We start from the raw sequence: 17946 nt of genomic DNA, 5'->3' as shown, positions 1-17946 counted from the left end.
AGCGCACCCGCACCCCAGGAGAAACAGAATGAGCGAGAAGCTGAAGCCGTGCCCGTTTTGCGGCGGTGCGCCCAAGGTCGTCAAGCGCGATGTTGAGCCGCAGGGCGATCCCTGGTATGGGGATAAGACGGAAACCTTTGTGCTTTGCGACTGCGGTGCGTGTCTTTTCGACGGCGCGTTTCACGAAGGATTTGGCTCGCATGAAGGCGCCAAGGCCGATGCTATCTCCGCATGGAACCGCCGCGAACTGGAGAGCGCCAGCCAGCCTGGGGGCGGGGAGACGGAAGACGAGCGCGCAGCATTCCATGCGTTCGTGAACGGTGCTGGCGGTCACACAAGGCGCCGGGCAGACGGTAGCTACGTGTCCAGCATGACGGCGCTCTGGTGGAAATGCTGGCAGGCTCGGGCAAAACTCGCCGCCCCGTCTGCGGGGAATGGCGGGGCGGAGGGGGATGCGGTATGAGTACCACGGCATATCCGCTTCAATGGCCGGAAGGCCGACCGCGCACAGCGCCTTTTCGACGCGCTTCGGCAAATTTCCAGACCACCTTCGCAGTCGCGCGTGACAACCTAGTTGGCGAGGTTCGCCGGCTCGGTGGCCGAAATCTGGTGATTTCGACCAATGTGCCGCTGCGGCAAGACGGCCTTCCATATGCCAGCTATCGAAAGCTCGATGATGAGGGTGTCGCTGTCTACTTTTCGCTGGATGGTCAGTCGATGAGCTTTGCTTGTGATCGCTGGAACCGCGTCGAGCACAACATGCACGCTATCGTGAAGACGATTGACGCGCTGCGTGGCATCGCTCGCTGGGGAACGGGGGACATGATGCGCGCTGCGTTCACCGGGTTCGCCGCCTTGCCAGCACCAGCCGCAGCCGATAGCTGGCGCGATGTGATCGGCGTATCGGCTAGCGAGCGTGACCTAGCCACCGTGCGCGCGGCGTACCGCCGCCGGGCCCAAGCCGCTCATCCGGACCGCCCCGGTGGCTCGCACGATGACATGGCGCGCCTCACCGCCGCCATGCGACAGGCAGAACAAGAATTGCAGTGACCCCCATGCAAGCCAACATAGCCCGCGTCCTGAGGTTGACGCGCAAGTACTTGAACCTGGAGCAGGAAGATGAAAATCAGTCTTGAGAAATGGGCCGAGAAGAACTTTGACCCCGCGCCGGCAGTGAAGACCGTTCGCACCTGGGCTCGCGACGGCAAGATCTACCCGACTCCGGTAAAGGTCGGCCGCGCATACTATGTCGAGGACACCGCCATCTTTCAGGGTGCGGTCGCCCGCCCTTCCCTTGCCAGCCGCATCCCACAATAAGCCATGGCCGCCCGTCCACGCATCCGCAAGCGCGCACACTTCCCGCCGAATCTCCATGAGCCGCGGCCGGGCTACTTCACCTGGCGCGATCCGCGCGACGGCAAGACGCACGTGATCGGCCGGGTGACTGCGGCAGAGGCCATCCACGAGGCGCAGCAAGCGAATCTCGTTGTCGAGCGCGGCGAGGCCAAGAAGTCGCTGGCCGAACGGCTGGAAGCGGTTCAGGACACCGTGGCCGACCTGCTGAAGAAGATGCCCATCGACGGTCTGAGCCCGAACACCCTGAAGGCCAGGCGCGATTACGACCGGATCATCACGGCCGAGATCGGGCACATCCGCTGCGAGAGTCTGACGACCAAGGATGTCGCCGAGATGCTGGAGAAGATCAAAGCGCGCGGCAAGAATCGATGGGCACAGGCCATCCGCAGCCGCATGTTTGCCGTATGTGCAAAAGGTGTGGCGCTGGGATGGATGCCTACCAACCCAGTCGCGGTGACCGAGAAGGTAAAGGTGAAGGTGAAGCGCCAGCGCCTGTCGCTGGAGCACTTCCAGAAGATCCTGGACAAGGCGCCCGAGGTGGCCGCCTGGCTGCCGAACGCCATGCTTCTGGCCATGATCACCGGGCAGGACCGGTCGACCATCGCCGGCCTGCAGCGGTCGAATGTGGTTGGTGAATACCTGGTGCTGCAGCGATCCAAGACTGACGTTGTGATCGAGATCCCGCTCGCATTGCGGATGGATGCCATTGGCCTGTCGCTGGCCGACGTGATCGCCAGGTGCAAGACCACCGGCGTGGTCAGCAAATACCTGATCCACCATATCCGGCCGTACACCGGCGCGCCCCGGGGTTCCCCCGTTGATCTGGACACGATCTCCAAGGCGTTCGCCAAAGCCCGCGTGCTTGCAGAACTGGACGGCGACCACGCGCCGACCTTCCACGAGCTGCGCAGTCTGGCGAAGCGCACCTACATGGACCAGGGTGGTGTGGATACAAAGGCGCTTCTCGGGCACCAGAGCGACCAGACGGCCGACCTCTACGCCAACAATCGTGGTCTCGCACCGGTCCGTGTGAAGGTCAGCAACGGCTGATTTCTTGATCGGGTTTTGATCGGATTTTGAACACCGGTTGAACACCCCACGGTAAATCAAGGGCTAGCGGGCTGCTGGGCATGCAGCCCCCTTAGGCGGGAATCAGCCGTGTTTTCCCATTACGGATCAATGGGATGCGGTAGTTTTTTGACAGCTTTTCACGCCCGCAAAAGGTCGTACTCAGCCCTATACAAATCAATGGGTTAGGTGGGCGTTATAAACACCTCAATCCACCCCCATTTCCCGCTGCCAATCCGGGCACCATTTGAGCGGACAGGGATGCCCGAGCGGGCAGTCCAGCCTGATCCGTGGATGTGGATATTCCTGCACCATCGTGATCACAAGCCGCGAGCATGTGCGGCATGCCCACTCGTCCGAGATCTCATACTTCGGCATGGGCGGCGCTGGGGGCTGGAATCCGGTCGACATGGGCCGGATGGTACCGCAGCCGTCGATGCTAGAATCCGCCCGCTTCCCCCTGTCCACAACCACAAAATAAAAATGGACCTTTTCAGTCCTTGGTATTTCGCGGCCATCTTGTGCGTCGCAATCCTCATAGTTCTGCCGAAACGTCTGTTCGCCAGCTTGGACAGCCCCGTAACGGGCGGCCGTCTTGAAACGCTGGACGGGATGCGCGGCTTCCTCGCGCTGGCCGTATTCGGACACCACGCAGCGATCACATACGGCTACCTGAAGACCGGCGTATGGCAGCTGCCGCCGTCCAGCTTCTACAAGATGTTGGGGCAGACCGGCGTGTCGTTCTTCTTCATGATCACCGGCTATCTGTTCTGGAACCGGCTGCTGACCAGCGGCCAGGCCATCGACTGGCGAGGTCTGTACATCGGCCGCGTGTTCCGGATCGGCCCGCTTTTCATTGCCGCGGCTCTCGTGGCCATCGCGATCTCGTTCCACCGCACCGGCTGGACGCTCAATTACCCGGTCAAGGACATCGCAGTTCAGATCATCCAGTGGTTCAGTCTGGGGCTCTATGGACAGCCAGGCGTGAATGGCTACAACACCGGCATGCTGCTGGCCGGCGTCACGTGGACGATCTACTACGAGTGGCTGTTCTACTTCGCCCTGCCTGCTCTGACCGTTGCGGCTGCCTCGCGCTCACACCTGGCGTTGATCGTGACTACGCTGTTGCTGATCCCCCGCCTGCCGGCCATCTTCCCCGACCCGGAGAAGTACTACATCTCGCTGTTTCTGTGCGGCATGCTCACTGCTTCACTGCACAAGAAATACCCGACGCTGTCGCTGAAGTCGCCGGTATATTCGGCCGGCGCGCTGGCGCTGCTAGTCTGGCTCTACAGCAGCTTCGATACTGCGTTCGACAAGTGGGCAATCATCAGCATGGCGGCCGTCTTCATTATCGTGGCCTCGGGATCATCGCTGTTTGGCGTCCTGACTACACGGCCGGCGCTGCGTCTCGGGAACCTGAGCTATAGCATCTACCTACTGCACGGACTGACACTGACGTTTGTGTTTTGGCCGAACACCCGGCTGAGCGGGTGGGCAATTGAGAGCGCGCGGCACTATTGGGCGACGATTCTGCTTACCACGGTGGCCGTGGTGCTAGCATCTGCTGCGGCATATCTGCTGATTGAGAAGCCTGGGATGGCGCTCGGGAAGCGCGTCAACAACGCACTGAAGTCTGGTCTTTGGAAGACCCGGCGGGAACACTCGGAAGAGGTCCCGGCCCGGTAAATCTATTTGCCTTTCGGTTTCCAGCCGCACACCTTCGCGCCGGCGCGGTTGTGCGCCAGGATCGCGGCGGCTGTCGCGTTCGTCAGGACGTCAGCCACGTCTACATAGATGGGCTTGGTCCAGTCGCAGGCGGTATCAACAGTACGCGTCTTCACCATAACCTGCGGCTCAGGCGGCTCACTTACCCCACTCGTCGTGCAGCACGCGGTTAGGGTCAGGATCGGCAGCAGCAACAGAATCTTCATCGCGTCTCACCTTTGCGTTATCGGCGCCGGCCCGCGCGGCGTCCTCGTTGGCCTTGGCGTTGATGGCCTCCACCTGTGCGGCGCGGGCGTCCGCTTCAGCGGCTTTCTGGTTGGCCTGTGCCTGGGTGGTCTGAGCCTGCTTGTGCCGGGCCCACCCAAACACTAAGCCGAGTACGGCCAGCAGCCACGGGCCGAGCTTCAGCAAGATCTCGATCAGGCCGGCACTCATTTGATGACCTCCAGCCTGGCCAGATCATGGTTCGCCGGCCACTTGTCTGGGTGCGGCTTACCCGGGTTCCAGACTCGCGCGTAGAGCGCCCACGATTCCTTCGGGTCGTCGATAGCGGGCAGCGCCTTGGCATCCGTCCACAGCAGCAGTCGCGCGATAGCCGCGGCAAAGACGTCATCCGTCTCCAGCGCCGCCCAGATGGCATACCGATCAAACTGCACGCCGCGCACCTCGCAGACCGCCATGACATATGGCGCGCTGGCGGGGTGCTGCATGACCCCTCGAACGCCGCCACCCTTTTCGAACTGCCACAAGCCTCTGGCGGGACCGTTGCCCATCTGCCGACGGTGCGTGAATTCGCTTTCCTGCAGGCCGATCGCCAGCAGCATCACGCGTGCCTGCGGCGTGTCCATTTTTGCCGGCAGGATTGCGAGTGCCGGAAGAATCGCCTTCTCCATTACCTCACGCAGCAGCATCGTCGTCTCCCTTTGCTGGGCGCCGGAACAGCTTGCGCAAGGAATCCAGCACGGCCGCCTGGCTGACCAGCCGCGCAGCGATAGTCAGCAGCAGCCCGATCACCGGCGCCCATTGCTCTCCGCCCTTCGGGAATAGGGCAATGAAGCCCGGCGCCAGCTGCGGCCACTGGTCAGCGATGATAGGGACTGCCGTCAGCGCCACGGTGGCGAACAGCCCTACCCAGACAGACCACCATTTCTTGATCTCCGACAGCTTGTCGGCCAGGAACTTGCTCATCGTGCCCACCTCCGAATGTCCGGCCGCGCGCCGGCTGCGTTGTCCATCAGGTACCGGCGAATTTCCTTCACGTCTTCGCCGATGTCGTTCAGTTGCTCCTTCACGTCGGCCCGTTGCTGGCGCATGTCTGACTCGATACGTGCGAAGTGCGCTACATGGTCCTTGTCACGTGCCTCCAGGGCGTTGACTCTGCCTACCAGACCGAACCAGATCGCCGCGCCAGTGAAGGCTCCGACGAGCGCACTGATGATTGCGCCGATCAACCATTGAAGACTGATGGTGAAGTCGAACCACCCTCGTTTCGCTTGCTGTTCCATGGATTCCCCGGGGTTATAAGAAGCCCGCTCGGCGGCGGGCTGGTTGACGAGTGCGGCCGGTGGTCCGGCTCACACCTTCTGGATGAAAGCGAGGGTGTAGTACGGGGGCATGTTCTCGTGTGCTGCGCCAGAGCCGGCGTTTTGCGTAGAGATGCCAGTGAAGTTCCCGTTGATCGACACGCTAGTGCCGGAGTTGTTAATGCTGATGTTGGTGCCGCGCTGGTCGGTTTCAGCAAAGGAGCCGTTGGCGTTCGTGCCCGAGCCAATACCACCGACTCCACCGCTGGACGAGAACCCGAAGCCATTTCCGGAACCGTGCTTGTGGCCCGGGTCATTGACCGTGTGGCCGTGGCCCGGATCGTTCACGCTGTGGCCATGGCCTGGATCATTGACACCGTGGTTGTGGACCGGCATCTGGGCGGCACTCAGCGTCACCGTCTTGGCACCGCCTGTCGTGCCAACCGCCGTCACCGGGCCGGCGCCGAACACGAACTTATCGCGCAGGTCGACGGTCCCGTTCGTGCCGTCGGCGAGTTGCCAGCCGGCGGGGATCGAGGCGATCGTCCCCGACCAGATGGCAATGATCCCGGCAGGCAACGCTGCTGTTAGCGCAGCCGCGGCGGCGTCGCTGACCTGTCGTATGATCGCGGCATGCGATCGTAGGTAGTTGTCGAGGTTTGGGCCGACCGACTCACCGCCGGTGGGGAAGTTGTTGGCGGCCACCGGGTCGAGGTCGGCTACACTATTCGGTACTGGCATTTGCTCTCACCAAAGAAAAAGCCACCCGAAGGTGGCTTGGAGATCATGGATAACGACCTGATGCGTGCTGCGCTTGTCGCCCTTGGCGGGGGCGCTGTGAATCAGTTACTGGCCCATCTGCGCGCCAAAGATGCCGCCCGCGCCGGCATACGGCAGCAGGCGAGAGCGGAGCGCATTTACGCCCGCTTCCGACGCCTGGGTCGGTATTTCGCCGCCAAGCGCCGCGCCAATGGCCCGCTCGTCAAGAAACTGCCGCGCTGAGTTGCGCAAGATGTTGACGCCCGGGAGCGAACCGACCTTCCCGTTCATCTGCCCAAGCAGATTCATCACGGCAGACGCCGTATTCGAGTTGTTCACTGCCGCGCCCGCCGGCTGAGCCTGGATATTTGCCGCCACCCGGCCCACTGACTTCAGCGCGGCCACTTCCTCAGGCTGGAACATCGCCAGCAGCTTGGTATCCCCGATCTGCTTCAGCGCCTTGTTGTAGCCCGACTGAGAGAACTTCCCAACTTCGTCGCTCGCCCCGCCCAGCGCCTTGCTCTTCAGGTAGTCCAGCACCTGCGTGCGCACCGTATTGGCTTGTTCAGGGACCGCCTGCATCATCGACTGGAAGTCGCGGGCGGTGGCGCCCAAGACATGTTTCTGGAAGAACTTGTCCGGCGCCATGTCTTCGACGGCAGCACGCAGCGCAGGATTGGATTCGAGCTGACCGAAGCGGTCACGCGCGGCAGCTCGTGCGGCGTTGAATGCTGCCTGAGCCTCTGCGCCAGCAGATGCCGGCGGCAGTGATGCACCGGCTGGAACGACGTGGTTGCCGCCGAACTGAAATCCTGCCGGCGGCTGCGCGCCTTCAAGTGCGTCACGGACGATGCCAAGCGCGCGCACCGTATTGCCGTCACCGGCCCGGTTAGCCGCCCGGCTGGCTTCTGCCAGCGTCGACTTGATCTGCTCAGCAGTGCTGATGTTCAGTGGGATTTCGCCTGTGCTGACGCCATTCACGATCTTTTGGATCTGTGGCGGTAAGAACCCGGTTTTCATCTCGCGATCGAGCGTCGTCAGCGCGACGTCGGCGAATCCGCGGTGGTCCAGTGGAATATCACCCGCGTTGAGCCCGCGCGCCGTGTTGTAGAGATCGCTGATGTTGTTGCGCAGGCTGGCGTCGTATCCGCGCAGCGCATCGCCAAGTTGTTGGCCGGCCGCCATTTCACCAGGTGCGGCCGTCGCGCCGCGCGAGTTAAGCGAGTTGATCAGGGCGCGGTTCTGGGCTGCAAAACGGTCGGTCAGCGCATTGCCGGCGCCTGCCACCCCCCGCAAGTTCGCTTCCCGCGCATACAGCACCGGGTCGCGTGTGGCTTGCCCGAGCGTCAATGCAGCCTCGTCTCCGAGCACAGCCCGCCCTTCTGCCGCCCGCAGTACTGCCGCCGGATCGATCGTCTCATTGCGGCCAAGTGCCCGGCTAACCTGGTCACGAGCGTTGCGCAGGATGCCCTCAGGGATAACGGACAGGTCCAAGTCCTGAGCCGCTGCGGCGCGCGCCAGCGCATCTTCTGCTGCAGCCTGGTTGACCGCATTCCGCTTGGCACCCGACTGAACTACCCTCTTGGCAGCGTCGGCGCCTTTGGCCAGCGCGCCGATCGTCTTGTCTGCCAGATACCCGCCTGCCGCGCCAGTCGCAGCGCCCAGCCCCACTTGCGCGAGCTTGTTCGTGCCGAAGTCCTCGGACAGCACCGGTGTAGCGAGTCCGGAGATCGCTCCCTGAGCCGCTGCCCGCCCTGCTACACCCGCGGCAGATCCCGCCCCGGCCATCGGAACAATGCGGTTCACAGGGTTGGCAACGTTCCCGGCAATGCGTGCCAGGTCGAGACCGTCTCGGCCGGCCATCTTGCGTGAGTCCTCGTATTCACGGTTGGCGCCCTGGACGATCTTGTCGACGCCCGCGACTCCGTTGGACCGGGCGACAGGCAGCCCAGCATCAGCGAGGTAGTTGCCGGCCGCATCGATGGCGTTCCCCACGCTGTCCGGAACCGCGCGGCGCAGCAGCTGGGCACCGGCGTCCACAGCATCCCGCAGACCCATGAAAGCGCCGCCCGCAGCCGATCCCTTCAGCGACGAAGCGCCGGGCGACGGCATGTCGACCTTCTTAGTCTGCTGTCCTTGCACGTAGGCGATCGCGTCCTGCTCTGTGGCGCCGTCTGGCGCGTTGACCTCATAGGTCGAGCCGTCGGGCGCCGTCACACGGTAAGTTGGCATCAGTTCACCTTTTTGGCGGACCAGCCGCCGCTACCAGCGTTGGAGGGGGCCGCCGTGAATGCCGCGTTACCCGCCGAATTCTTGAAGCCTTGAATAGCGACGGCGCGGTTTTCGGCCTTCTGCTTGATAACCGCGGCCGAGTCCCCGGGTTGCGGGAAGTACTGGCGTTTTGCATTGGCGAATTCCGCATCGCTGATCGAAGCGCCGGATTCCTGACGCAACACCGCATTCACGAAGTCGCGTTGCGCCTGGTCTGCCTTCTGGGCGTTCTCCGGCAGCACCGTGTTGCCGATGGTGCCAAGCACGCCGCCCACCCCATAGACATTCTCCGCGCCCTGTTTCGCGGCCACAGCGCCGGGCGAGTACTTGCCCTGCAGGTCGCTGAGGATCTTGTCTGCCCGTTCGGCGCGGGCACCGAACGTTGCCGACTTCGCCTGAAACTCTGTCGGCGCCTTTCCCTTGATGGCCTCCAGCGCGGCTGGGCCGCCAGGAATGGCTTCCAGTTCGCCCTGCGCGTTCCAGCGATAGCCAGACGGGGCGCCTTTCAGCATCGGGTTGTTCCCCGGGCCTGCCCGGTCCATGGCCAGGCGCTGCTGTGCAATGCCGAGGTTCGCGCGGGCGACGTTGTTGCTGGCGATCTCGCCAGGCGTCATCGTCTTGCCGAGTTCGCCGCCAATCTTGCCGGTTAGCGGGTCGATCGCGACCACCTTGCCGCCGAGATCCTGGTACGTGGGGGCCTTGAATGGCGTCTGCCCCTCGCCCACCGGCTGGCCGTACTCGTCGAACCCCTGCGACACCACCCGGCCGTCCGGCATGCGGATCTCGCGGTAGTCCTTCACCTTGGCCTTACCGAAGTTGCCGAAATCGGCCATGCCCTTGATCTCGTCGATCGAGAAGCCGTTGGCCAGTGCCTCGTTCGGGTTGAATTGCTTCTGCCCGGTAGCCAGCGCCGCGACGTAGTTCTGCTTCGCTTGTGCAGCCCGGAGAGCGGCCTCCTGCTGCTGCCGCTTCAGATCTGCGGTGCGGTTCTGTTCCGCCTGTTCTTGCGCGCCCTGATAGGCCTGCAGCCCCATCAAGCCCCCGGCGCCGAGCGCGGGCCCGGCAGCGCCGTAGTGCCCGCTGTTGTTTGCCAGGATGCCAAGGCCAGCGGCCAGCAGCCCCGACCGCATGGCATTGGATTGGTCGTCGCTGGCGCCAAGTAGAAAGTCGAGTCCGGCCATAGTTACCCCAAAAGGTTGCCACCGAGGATATTCGGCGTGCTGATCGGTGCGTGGATCAGGTTCGGCTGGCGGATCAGCGACGAGAACAGGCCTTTGGTGTTTCCACCGCCGCCTCCGCCGCCGCCCATCCCACCACCAACGCCGCCAGCACCGCCGCCGCGGTTCTGGTTGTTGTTCTGGTTCATCATCTTCTGGCCTTGCTGGGCCAGTTGCATCCAGTCCAGGCCGCCGCTATTGAGCCCGAGACCACCAGCAGAACCAGCGCCAGTGATCGAGCCGGTACCAGCCGCGCCGCCGAAGATGCCGAGGCCGCTTGACCCGCCATACGTGGCTGGTACGGTCCCGCCTCCGAAGATGCCCGGCAGCACGGACGACTGCACCCCGCCTCCATACCCAAGCGCAGAGCCGCCTCCAGCCAGCCCAGAGCCCGTTGCACCACCGCCTGCTGCGGCACCGCCGGCGCCAGCACCTCCGCCAGCACCACCAAGAGCACCCAGCGCGGCACCACCGCCGAAGAACGAGCCGACCGCCGTACCGATCGCGCTTGCGGGCTTGTCTCGGACCACATCGCCGATCTTGTCCACGCCGGGCACCCAGCGCCGTACCGGGTTGATCGTCTCGTCTACACGGTCGAACGGCGTCATGACCTTGGACAGCACCTGATTGGAGGCGCGCGGAATATCGGTGCTAGTCCAGTCTGCCCATTTCCCGCCCGTGACCCACGACAGCGGGTCCGTCCACTTCTGGATGGGCTTGCCCACCGCGCCCAGAATGGAATCGTGGTTTCCCGAGTCGAGGATCCCGGACAGGGAATCGAAAATGCCCATGATTGCCCCTTAGAACAAGCCGCCCAGCAGACCACCACCGATACCGCCGATAGCCGAACCCCAAGGCCCGAACGACGACCCCAGAGACGCCCCAGAGAGCGCACCGCCGAGGATGCCCGCACCGGTATTGGACTGGTATGGGTTGTTACCGATCGTCGTACGCGCGACGCCGCCGCCGGTCGCGCCCTGGATGCCGTTGGCCAGCGTTTCGAGCTGCTGGTATGGCGCGTTGACCTGGTTCTGCCACCGGGTATAGGCGTCGTTCAGCTGGTTCTGCGAGTTCTGCTGCTGCAGGCCGCCGGCCGTGAGCATCGCCTGTAGGTTTTGCCAGTCCTGATTCGCCAGCGTCGGCGCCAGTTGTGCGGCATTCAGCTGGTTCTGCTGGCCCTGCCAGTAGTTGGCGGCGTCGCGGTTCAGCGCGTTCTCAGCCAGCTGCGCGCTCTGGTTGTAGTTCTGCATGCGCGCCGAGTTCGACGCATTGGCGATCGAGTCGGCCAGCGTCTTGTTCTGGAGCGCCTGCGTCTCGGCCTGAGCGGATCCACCGAACGCGCCAGCATTGCGGAACTGCGCCATCGTCTGCGCGCCGGTACCCGTCGCATAGTTGGTCGCGATGTCGTTGGCCGTCTTCTGGATCGAGGCGTCCAGATACGGGTTGTCGCCCATATAGGCGTTGGTCCCGCTCTTGTACCCGGCGTTTCCGCTGGCGATGTTCTGGACGCCGTTTTGCGCCGCAGTGATCAGCGGGGAGCCGTTCTGCGCGCGGTTGATGATGCCGTTGATAGCCGAGTTCTGGGTGTCGTTCAAGCCGGCATACGTCTGCCCGCCATACTGCGGCACCTCCTGATTCGACAGGTCGCCAGAGCGTTGCATGAGCTGCTGGGCATACGGCACCACATAGTCGGGCAGCTCGACCTTTGTGCTTTGCGTGCTATTGCCGCCCCCCGACGACTTGAACAGGCGTCGACCATAAGAAAAGGGCCGATTGCTCGGCCCTTTGTCGTTCTCGTCGTAGATGGAATCGATCAGATGATTCATGTGTCTAGCCTCATTACGCGATATGCCTCTCGCATGCCCAATTTCCCAAGAAGCCGGGCCATCGACGGCCGGCAGTACGTTTGAACCTTCGCGCACCCCATATCGCGCGCGATCTGGCCAACCCACGCCAATTCCTCGCGCCGCAGGAATACCCGGTTGCCGCCGGTGGCGATGATGTTGGCCACCTTGAAACGCGGATAGGCAACGATCTCGACCGCTGCGGCGGCCAGCATTTGGCCCTTGTCCACGGCGATCAGAACGAAGGCACGTTCGTCGCGCACCAGTTCGCGGATGTCATCGGTCGACAGTTCGCCCTCACCGTGCGAAAGCGCCGATTCAAACAGCGGCGCAAGCAGCGGCCAGCTTTCGTCAGCGGCGGCGCGCGCCATCACATGGAGTCGCATCAGGCTGCTCCCCTTGCGTCCAGGAACAGCGCATCCACCTGATCGTCTGTGAGACCCAATGACGCTGCCAGGGCGGCAACGATGGGTGAAGTGCGTTCGAACATCAGCGCCTCATTCCAAGCCAGCTTGTACATTTCCGGGGTCTCCGGCGCGTCCAGCAGAGCCTGTACCTGTGGCAGCAAGCCGGCCTTAAGAAGCGCCGCCTTAGCCTGAAACGGTGTGACGAACAGCGGAACGATGGGCATCAGGATGTCTTCTGGCACGTTGCCGGCATCCAGCCAAGCCAGATACTCGGCATAGTCAGCGTTCTCGGCGTCCACCGGCACGGTCACCCCGTCATCCCGCAGAATTGAGAGCGTTTCTCCCGACGCGTCAGCTTGTCGCTTGTACACGATCAAAGCTCCGAAACAGCCAGAATGACGTCGTCTGACACCATGGCGCAGATGTTCCCTGTGGAGAGGCCGGAATAGCCGTTGATGCCGGCTACGTACTGGCACCGGCCGGGGAATGAACTAACGAATGTCGAACCTGATGACGTCTGTGTACCGATACCGAACTGCGCTATGGAGTGCGCCTGCTTGACGATCGTCAGCGACGGTACCGCACGCATGCGCCGGGGGAAAGTCAGTGCCCAGTTGATGGACGTTGCCGAATCAGCCCGCCCGAGCCCGAACGACGCGAAGCAGGCATATAACTGGCACAGCAACTCTTCGAATTGCGCCGGGCGTAGCTCAAACTGGCTCGGCACTGCACCGTATTCCAGCTGCGGAAGGTAGAAAGTTCCGCCAATAAAGCGCACCGTCGCATTCGTATTGGCCGGTAGCGTAAAGGTGCCGCGCTTGGCCACCGCTACACCGTTCACGGTCGCAGTCGCGGTGCCCTGCCAGTTCAGCACGTAGGTGCCGCCGAAGATATTGCCACCCTCAATTACCTGTTCCACGCCACCGGCGGGCGCGGTCATCGTGAAGCCATTGCCGGTAGCAGCGAACCCGAGACTTTGCCCGCTCACAACGACGCGGAAGCGGTCTAACGTGTACTGGTTGGCAGCCGTCGTCGCGGTTCCGCTGACATAGCCGCGGATATTGTTCCGGCCCAGCGCGTTGATCAGCAGGTTTCGGAAGCCGGCCAGCTCACTGCCGCTCGCCGTCCGCGATTCGCTCCAGGTGCCTGGCGTGCCAGCCGCGGTACACACCCACCCAATCAGCACGCTGCCATCGCTGGCTACCGTCGGGTTCGAATTTCGAATGAAGTCACCCAGCTGGTGCGCATCAGTCGTCGGCGGTGCTGTGGCGGCGTTTGTCGCGGCAGTGATACGCCCTTCGCTCAGGTTGTTCAGCTGCGTGGCGATGTCGGTAAGGACCTTTGTCAGCGCGAAAATCAGGTCGCTCAGCGCGCTGGGCAGCCGGATTGTCGGAATGCGCATCAGAAGCCCCCGTCAGGCACAAGCAGTGGGTCATAGCCGATCACCTCGACGTCGCCCGTCATATCCACCCGCACACGGTGCCACCGCGACGAGTTCAAGAGATCGAATTTGCCGTCGGCAAGATCCGACGCGGGCCCAGAGGTGAGCCCGGCGCCGATAGTCGCGTGCCCATATGATTGACACGTCGCCGTCGTCGGTTCGACAGAATTGCGAAGCCGCAGTTGTTGGATCGTCGTGTACTGCCAGTCGTCGCCGAAATCGCCGGTCGTGAAGCTGCTGTCTTCACCCACGCCATAGACCGTCATTACCTTGTTCGTGCTGTCCACCACCGCAAGCAGCGCCTTGTCGGCCAGCCAGACCGGCGAATCGTAGGACGCGATCGGCAGATCCTCGTAGGTCGCGTACAGACTCCCCAGCGTGTCGTAGCTGATCTGACCAGAGATGTAGTTCACCGCGCACTGGATCGAGCGCTTGACGCGCCCCCACTTGCCCCGGCGGTAGTTGTAGACGATCGCCGAGTCGATCGCGCCGGTGGCGCTCGTCGTGCTCGGGTAGTACCAGTAGACCAGCGCATTCGCCACGTCGTGGCTGCCGATGATCTTGTATCGGTAGGTCGAATTCAGGTCCTTGAAGAACCAGACCCGCACGTCATCGCCGATCGGCTGCGGGCGCGTACCATCGAATACGTAGAAGTTGTCGAACCCTACGAACATGTGCGCAGTGCCGATCGACACGATCGCTTCCTGGCACGGCGCCCCGATCTCCCCCGGAACCGGCAGGAACGACCAGATGATCGGCGGGCCCTGATACCGCCCCATATACATCGACCGGTCCTTGTAGACCACGATGTCGTCGCCCAGCGCCTTGGCGCCGGTGATTTCGCCCGGAGTATCGATCAACCGCCCGTTTGCCGCTTGCGTCGCAAGGCTCGGCGTCCAGTTGGTCTGATCGTACAGCGCCGAGCACCACCAGCCGTCAGGCCGATCACCATAGGTCGGGTCATTCGTTGCGAGCGCCATCACGAAGCCGCGCACCGTCTCGATGATGCGGGCCTTGGGTGCCGTCGCGACGTTCGCGAATGCTCCCGTCAGAATGCTCTGCTGGATCACATCAACGCCGTTCGCCGCTAGCGTGGCGTTGCCGAATTGTGTGAAGCGCCACCGGGACTCCGGACCGCCGGTGTAGCCACCAACCCGCGAGCGATTGACCCATGCCCCCGCGGACAGCTCGTAGAGCGCAGTCTGCGTGCCGATGATCATACGCTTCGTGTTGTCGAGGTTGACCGCTACCACGCCACCAGCGCCCGGCGCAGCCAATGCGGGCAGATTCGCAGACACCAGACTCGGTGCGGCTTTCATGCCCCGCTCACCAGGGATCAGGTTCTGGCAGTCGACCAGCATCCCCGGTGTGTTGGTTTCCAGGTCCGGCGTGAAGCCGATCAGCTTGCTAAGCATTCCGGACCTCCAGCGTGCCGCCCGAGGTCTTCGCCTTGTCGCTGGCCGCCTGGATGTCATCGAAGGCTGCGGTCAGGAAGCCGCGCCACGTCTCGATCCGTGCATCGTTGTTCAGATACGGAGCCGCCTCGAGCAGCGAGCCATAGAGGTAAATATCCGGTGCGTCCGTGATCAGCCAATTCGTCTGGACGCTGGCCGACAGAGACGGGATTTTTGCGTAGTAGTCGTATGCCAACACCACCCCGGCCGAGACATCGACATTCAGCGAGATGTTAGACCCGAAGATGCTGAAGTAGCCGCTTTCGAACACCGGCACGGTGCCTTCGAGCAGCTTGAACTGGTCTCGCGTGATGAAGTCCTGTGGCTTTCCGCCGACCGTGGGCTTACCGATCAGTTCCAGCCAGTCCGCCGGCAGCGGGTTGCGCTGTGCCGTCACCGTCTGCGAGTACGTGGCTTCCATCTGACGAACCCGGAGATCGCGATTGGCCCGCGCCTCGAATAGCGAGATGAAGTCTTCCGCCGGCACCGCCAGGTCGCTGCGATGCAGCCAGCGGCCTACCGCGGCCTTCAGATCGTCATAGGTAGAGATCATCGTGCGCCCCGATAGACGTTGCCGGCGGCCGGCATAGCGAACGACGCGTCGTCAACGATGAACTTGGAATGTTCCCGCATGAACTGCGTGAACAGCGCCTGGTCGTTGATCACGTCCATCCATTTGAGGCCGCGTTGCACCGCCCATGGCTGCAGAATGTTCAGCGGGATACTGGCCATATGCCGGTCGCCCATGCCGGTGCGCGAATGCCCGCTATTGCGCAGGTATGCGGCCCGCTCAATCACCGGTTCGACGTCCGTCACGGTTTCAATAGCGCACTTGCCGTCCTGCTCGTCATGCCAGATCAATGCGCTGTTGGTACCGTAGCTAAGAATTCGCTTTGCCATGAAAAAAGCCGCCCGAGTTGCCCCGGACGGCTCCGTTTTGCTGCTGGTGGGTGAAATTACGACAGGTCGCGGACAGCGAAGTTGGCGGCCTCGTTCTTGCACTGAAGCGTGTATTCAGTGTTGATGAGACGCTTCTTGCTGTCGCCGGTCTTCGCCAGGTCTTCGCCCTTCATCGGACGCAGCGTGAGCAGCTTCCACATGTCGCGCTGGATACCGAACACGTCGCGAGCGCGCTGGTAGCGCGAGTTCACGATGGAGTAGCGGCCGTAGTCGCCCACGTACACCTCGACGGTGCCATAGATGGTCTTCTTCTCGGTGTCGAGGAACTTCGTTGCGCCGCCGGTGAAGCCGGACACGATGCCGCGCTGGGCCGAAGGCACCAGAATCAGGTCCGGATTGCCACCCGACACCCAGGCCTTTTGCATGGCGTTCTTCAGCATCGTTTCGGTGAAGACGCGCAGCGTGCCGTCGGTGGGTGCAGTATTGGTGACCGGGTTCGGGTCCACGCCGGTAGCACCGATGTCGGTGTTCGTGGCGATCCAGCCGAGTACGCCGCGGGACTGGCCCGGAACGCCGGCGGCTGCCGCGATTGCGGTCGTGTTCTGCAGGGCACCGAATTCGATGTCGCGCTTGAGCTCGACCATCTTCTTGGCGTCCTGGTAGTTCACTTCGGACTTGCGGCCGGCCTTGTTCACCGCCTCTTGCGTTGCGGTAACGGCGTAGGTCTTTTCCGAGATCTGGGTACGGTTACCCACACGAACCGTCGGCGTCACGGCGACGATAGTCGATTCGTTGCCCTGTTCGACCTTGTTGTTGCCGGCGGCGGCCAGTGCGTCGGTCTGCCACTCTTCGTACGTGGCGAACGCCTTACCGCTGTCGATGGTCGCCAGGAACGGGGTGTCCTCGGGGCTGACGTTGTAGATCTTGTCTTCGAGCGACTCGCGGTTACCAACCGCGACGAAGGTCGAGAACGAGTTTGCAAGCTGTGCCATGGTGCTTATCCTTTCGACTTTTGTGCGAGAAGGCGGGCGAAGTTCTCCACACTGGGATTCGCGCTGAATGCCTTCGTATCGCGTTCAAGGGTGGACGCCGGCGTGGAAGCGATTTGCTTCGCCGGCTTCTGCGGGGCCGTCTTTACCTTGCCGACAGCCGCGGGCTTCTTGGCCTGCAGTTCGCGGAACCGCATCGCGTCGTTCAGCACGCGAAGCAGTCGCGGGTCGGTCGTCGCGGCCAGTTCCTCGTCCGAGAAACCGTAGTCGCGCCCCGTTTTGTTCCATTTCTGCACCAGCTCTTTGCCGAATCCGGGAATGCCGTTCGGGCCCGACAGCTCTTCGATCGCCTTCTTCTGAGCGGTTTTCACCGCCTCCTGGCTTTCGTTAGCCTTGTAGGCCGCGTACTGCTGAATACGCCCTGCCACCTGACCCGCATGCTGACGAAGCAGCATGAGGTTGCTGACAGCCGTGCTATACGCAACAGGGTCCATCTCTTGGTTGATCTGACCGATGGCAGATTCCAACTGCTGGATCTGTTGATGCGTCGAGTACAGCTCGCCGTGGTCCTTGGCGTATGCCTGGATATGGCCAAGTTGCTGTTGGATATGCTTCTGGGCGTTCTCACGATCGGACGCGAGCTGCTGCGTCTTGTGCGTGTAGTCCTGGCTGCGCATGTAGCCTTGCTTCAGCTCGGCAACAGGCACTTCGAACTTCTCACCGGAGGCGGTTTCCCACGAGATCACCGCGTCATCGGCCGATTGCTCTTTGGCTTGATCGTCCTCTTCGGTGCCCGTCTGGTCTTCGTCGTCAGCCTGGTCCGATGACTGGTCGTCGTTTTGCGACTCCGCATCTGCGGTTTGGTCGTTGTCGGCGTCCTGCGTCGAGGAATCATCGTCGTGCGACTGATCGTCGTCCGAGTCATCCCGACTGGTCATTGCGGATGCAAACTGTTCCAGCGTCGTGATTTCACCTTCCATTGCACACCT

General features: G+C 62.7%; 23 protein-coding genes. 5 read left to right on the top strand and 18 right to left on the bottom strand.

The window, feature by feature from the left end; all coding sequences use genetic code 11:
* Nucleotides 1–28 precede the first annotated feature (28 nt).
* The 5 genes from AC3G88_RS28765 (at nt 29) to AC3G88_RS28745 (ending at nt 4113) form a co-directional block, all read left to right on the top strand.
* A complete protein-coding gene (locus tag AC3G88_RS28765; RefSeq protein ID WP_488894428.1) occupies nt 29–463 on the top strand; it encodes a Lar family restriction alleviation protein in 435 nt (144 codons plus the stop codon).
* Nucleotides 460–1050 carry a hypothetical protein gene (locus AC3G88_RS28760; RefSeq protein WP_488894427.1) on the top strand — a complete coding sequence of 197 codons (591 nt, stop codon included), beginning with the start codon at nt 460–462 and terminating at the stop codon, nt 1048–1050. Before AC3G88_RS28765 ends, AC3G88_RS28760 begins: the two co-directional genes overlap by 4 nt.
* 69 nt (nt 1051–1119) lie before the next feature.
* Nucleotides 1120–1317 carry an excisionase gene (locus AC3G88_RS28755; RefSeq protein ID WP_488894426.1) on the top strand — a complete coding sequence of 66 codons (198 nt, stop codon included), beginning with the start codon at nt 1120–1122 and terminating at the stop codon, nt 1315–1317.
* A 3-nt stretch (nt 1318–1320) separates the two neighbouring features.
* Entirely contained in the window at nt 1321–2406 is a 1086-nt protein-coding gene (locus tag AC3G88_RS28750) for a tyrosine-type recombinase/integrase (RefSeq protein WP_488894425.1), read from the top strand.
* A gap of 501 nt (nt 2407–2907) precedes the next feature.
* Complete coding sequence (locus AC3G88_RS28745) at nt 2908–4113, top strand: acyltransferase family protein (protein ID WP_488894424.1); 1206 nt, start codon at nt 2908–2910, stop codon at nt 4111–4113.
* Nucleotides 4114–4115: 2 nt separating this feature from the next.
* On the opposite strand, the gene AC3G88_RS28740 is transcribed toward AC3G88_RS28745, so the two are convergent.
* From AC3G88_RS28740 to AC3G88_RS28655, 18 genes are all read right to left on the bottom strand, one after another.
* Nucleotides 4116–4271 carry a hypothetical protein gene (locus tag AC3G88_RS28740; RefSeq protein ID WP_488894423.1) on the bottom strand — a complete coding sequence of 52 codons (156 nt, stop codon included), beginning with the start codon at nt 4269–4271 and terminating at the stop codon, nt 4116–4118.
* A 19-nt stretch (nt 4272–4290) separates the two neighbouring features.
* Nucleotides 4291–4587: a hypothetical protein gene (locus AC3G88_RS28735; RefSeq protein WP_488894422.1), complete on the bottom strand. Its 297-nt coding sequence runs from the start codon at nt 4585–4587 to the stop codon at nt 4291–4293.
* Nucleotides 4584–5063: a hypothetical protein gene (locus AC3G88_RS28730; protein ID WP_488894421.1), complete on the bottom strand. Its 480-nt coding sequence runs from the start codon at nt 5061–5063 to the stop codon at nt 4584–4586. The genes AC3G88_RS28735 and AC3G88_RS28730 overlap by 4 nt, the downstream gene beginning before the upstream one ends.
* A complete protein-coding gene (locus tag AC3G88_RS28725) occupies nt 5050–5340 on the bottom strand; it encodes a DUF7940 domain-containing protein (protein WP_488894420.1) in 291 nt (96 codons plus the stop codon). The genes AC3G88_RS28730 and AC3G88_RS28725 overlap by 14 nt, the downstream gene beginning before the upstream one ends.
* The gene (locus tag AC3G88_RS28720) at nt 5337–5657 is read right to left on the bottom strand and encodes a hypothetical protein (protein ID WP_488894419.1); all 321 of its coding nucleotides are present in this window, start codon (nt 5655–5657) and stop codon (nt 5337–5339) included. The genes AC3G88_RS28725 and AC3G88_RS28720 overlap by 4 nt, the downstream gene beginning before the upstream one ends.
* Before the next feature lie 69 nt (nt 5658–5726).
* The gene (locus AC3G88_RS28715) at nt 5727–6416 is read right to left on the bottom strand and encodes a hypothetical protein (RefSeq protein WP_488894418.1); all 690 of its coding nucleotides are present in this window, start codon (nt 6414–6416) and stop codon (nt 5727–5729) included.
* 105 nt (nt 6417–6521) lie between these two features.
* Nucleotides 6522–8666: a hypothetical protein gene (locus AC3G88_RS28710; protein WP_488894417.1), complete on the bottom strand. Its 2145-nt coding sequence runs from the start codon at nt 8664–8666 to the stop codon at nt 6522–6524.
* Entirely contained in the window at nt 8666–9886 is a 1221-nt protein-coding gene (locus AC3G88_RS28705) for a hypothetical protein (protein WP_488894416.1), read from the bottom strand. Before AC3G88_RS28705 ends, AC3G88_RS28710 begins: the two co-directional genes overlap by 1 nt.
* 2 nt (nt 9887–9888) lie before the next feature.
* The gene (locus AC3G88_RS28700) at nt 9889–10713 is read right to left on the bottom strand and encodes a hypothetical protein (protein ID WP_488894415.1); all 825 of its coding nucleotides are present in this window, start codon (nt 10711–10713) and stop codon (nt 9889–9891) included.
* A gap of 9 nt (nt 10714–10722) precedes the next feature.
* Nucleotides 10723–11748, bottom strand: a complete 1026-nt coding sequence (locus AC3G88_RS28695; protein ID WP_488894414.1) for a hypothetical protein — start codon at nt 11746–11748, stop codon at nt 10723–10725.
* A complete protein-coding gene (locus tag AC3G88_RS28690) occupies nt 11745–12152 on the bottom strand; it encodes a hypothetical protein (RefSeq protein WP_488894413.1) in 408 nt (135 codons plus the stop codon). The genes AC3G88_RS28695 and AC3G88_RS28690 overlap by 4 nt, the downstream gene beginning before the upstream one ends.
* Complete coding sequence (locus AC3G88_RS28685) at nt 12152–12544, bottom strand: hypothetical protein (protein WP_488894412.1); 393 nt, start codon at nt 12542–12544, stop codon at nt 12152–12154. Before AC3G88_RS28685 ends, AC3G88_RS28690 begins: the two co-directional genes overlap by 1 nt.
* A gap of 2 nt (nt 12545–12546) precedes the next feature.
* Nucleotides 12547–13575: a hypothetical protein gene (locus tag AC3G88_RS28680; protein ID WP_488894411.1), complete on the bottom strand. Its 1029-nt coding sequence runs from the start codon at nt 13573–13575 to the stop codon at nt 12547–12549.
* Nucleotides 13575–15029 (bottom strand): hypothetical protein, encoded by a 1455-nt coding sequence (locus AC3G88_RS28675; RefSeq protein ID WP_488894410.1) that lies wholly within the window; start codon nt 15027–15029, stop codon nt 13575–13577. The genes AC3G88_RS28680 and AC3G88_RS28675 overlap by 1 nt, the downstream gene beginning before the upstream one ends.
* Nucleotides 15022–15621 (bottom strand): phage adaptor protein, encoded by a 600-nt coding sequence (locus tag AC3G88_RS28670; RefSeq protein ID WP_488894409.1) that lies wholly within the window; start codon nt 15619–15621, stop codon nt 15022–15024. The genes AC3G88_RS28675 and AC3G88_RS28670 overlap by 8 nt, the downstream gene beginning before the upstream one ends.
* A complete protein-coding gene (locus tag AC3G88_RS28665; protein WP_488894408.1) occupies nt 15618–15968 on the bottom strand; it encodes a hypothetical protein in 351 nt (116 codons plus the stop codon). The genes AC3G88_RS28670 and AC3G88_RS28665 overlap by 4 nt, the downstream gene beginning before the upstream one ends.
* Before the next feature lie 56 nt (nt 15969–16024).
* Nucleotides 16025–16960 carry a DUF5309 domain-containing protein gene (locus AC3G88_RS28660; protein WP_488894407.1) on the bottom strand — a complete coding sequence of 312 codons (936 nt, stop codon included), beginning with the start codon at nt 16958–16960 and terminating at the stop codon, nt 16025–16027.
* Nucleotides 16961–16965: 5 nt separating this feature from the next.
* Entirely contained in the window at nt 16966–17937 is a 972-nt protein-coding gene (locus tag AC3G88_RS28655) for a hypothetical protein (RefSeq protein ID WP_488894406.1), read from the bottom strand.
* Between the last annotated feature and the right edge of the window lie 9 nt (nt 17938–17946).

Source organism: Cupriavidus sp. 86D6, assembly GCF_057815095.1.
The sequence above is the reverse complement of the archived record's forward strand: the minus strand, read 5'-3'. Positions and strand labels throughout refer to the sequence as shown.

Excerpts from the sequence above, each read along its gene's own strand:
- AC3G88_RS28665 (WP_488894408.1), bottom strand. The coding sequence starts at position 15,968 with ATGGCAAAGCGAATTCTTAGCTACGGTACCAACAGCGCATTGATCTGG.
- AC3G88_RS28745 (WP_488894424.1), top strand. The coding sequence starts at position 2,908 with ATGGACCTTTTCAGTCCTTGGTATTTCGCGGCCATCTTGTGCGTCGCA.
- AC3G88_RS28710 (WP_488894417.1), bottom strand. The coding sequence starts at position 8,666 with ATGCCAACTTACCGTGTGACGGCGCCCGACGGCTCGACCTATGAGGTC.
- AC3G88_RS28720 (WP_488894419.1), bottom strand. The coding sequence starts at position 5,657 with ATGGAACAGCAAGCGAAACGAGGGTGGTTCGACTTCACCATCAGTCTT.
- AC3G88_RS28760 (WP_488894427.1), top strand. The coding sequence starts at position 460 with ATGAGTACCACGGCATATCCGCTTCAATGGCCGGAAGGCCGACCGCGC.
- AC3G88_RS28755 (WP_488894426.1), top strand. The coding sequence starts at position 1,120 with ATGAAAATCAGTCTTGAGAAATGGGCCGAGAAGAACTTTGACCCCGCG.
- AC3G88_RS28705 (WP_488894416.1), bottom strand. The coding sequence starts at position 9,886 with ATGGCCGGACTCGACTTTCTACTTGGCGCCAGCGACGACCAATCCAAT.
- AC3G88_RS28680 (WP_488894411.1), bottom strand. The coding sequence starts at position 13,575 with ATGCGCATTCCGACAATCCGGCTGCCCAGCGCGCTGAGCGACCTGATT.
- AC3G88_RS28740 (WP_488894423.1), bottom strand. The coding sequence starts at position 4,271 with ATGGTGAAGACGCGTACTGTTGATACCGCCTGCGACTGGACCAAGCCC.
- AC3G88_RS28730 (WP_488894421.1), bottom strand. The coding sequence starts at position 5,063 with ATGCTGCTGCGTGAGGTAATGGAGAAGGCGATTCTTCCGGCACTCGCA.
- AC3G88_RS28675 (WP_488894410.1), bottom strand. The coding sequence starts at position 15,029 with ATGCTTAGCAAGCTGATCGGCTTCACGCCGGACCTGGAAACCAACACA.
- AC3G88_RS28660 (WP_488894407.1), bottom strand. The coding sequence starts at position 16,960 with ATGGCACAGCTTGCAAACTCGTTCTCGACCTTCGTCGCGGTTGGTAAC.
- AC3G88_RS28725 (WP_488894420.1), bottom strand. The coding sequence starts at position 5,340 with ATGAGCAAGTTCCTGGCCGACAAGCTGTCGGAGATCAAGAAATGGTGG.
- AC3G88_RS28670 (WP_488894409.1), bottom strand. The coding sequence starts at position 15,621 with ATGATCTCTACCTATGACGATCTGAAGGCCGCGGTAGGCCGCTGGCTG.
- AC3G88_RS28690 (WP_488894413.1), bottom strand. The coding sequence starts at position 12,152 with ATGCGACTCCATGTGATGGCGCGCGCCGCCGCTGACGAAAGCTGGCCG.
- AC3G88_RS28700 (WP_488894415.1), bottom strand. The coding sequence starts at position 10,713 with ATGGGCATTTTCGATTCCCTGTCCGGGATCCTCGACTCGGGAAACCAC.
- AC3G88_RS28765 (WP_488894428.1), top strand. The coding sequence starts at position 29 with ATGAGCGAGAAGCTGAAGCCGTGCCCGTTTTGCGGCGGTGCGCCCAAG.
- AC3G88_RS28715 (WP_488894418.1), bottom strand. The coding sequence starts at position 6,416 with ATGCCAGTACCGAATAGTGTAGCCGACCTCGACCCGGTGGCCGCCAAC.
- AC3G88_RS28735 (WP_488894422.1), bottom strand. The coding sequence starts at position 4,587 with ATGAGTGCCGGCCTGATCGAGATCTTGCTGAAGCTCGGCCCGTGGCTG.
- AC3G88_RS28695 (WP_488894414.1), bottom strand. The coding sequence starts at position 11,748 with ATGAATCATCTGATCGATTCCATCTACGACGAGAACGACAAAGGGCCG.
- AC3G88_RS28655 (WP_488894406.1), bottom strand. The coding sequence starts at position 17,937 with ATGGAAGGTGAAATCACGACGCTGGAACAGTTTGCATCCGCAATGACC.
- AC3G88_RS28750 (WP_488894425.1), top strand. The coding sequence starts at position 1,321 with ATGGCCGCCCGTCCACGCATCCGCAAGCGCGCACACTTCCCGCCGAAT.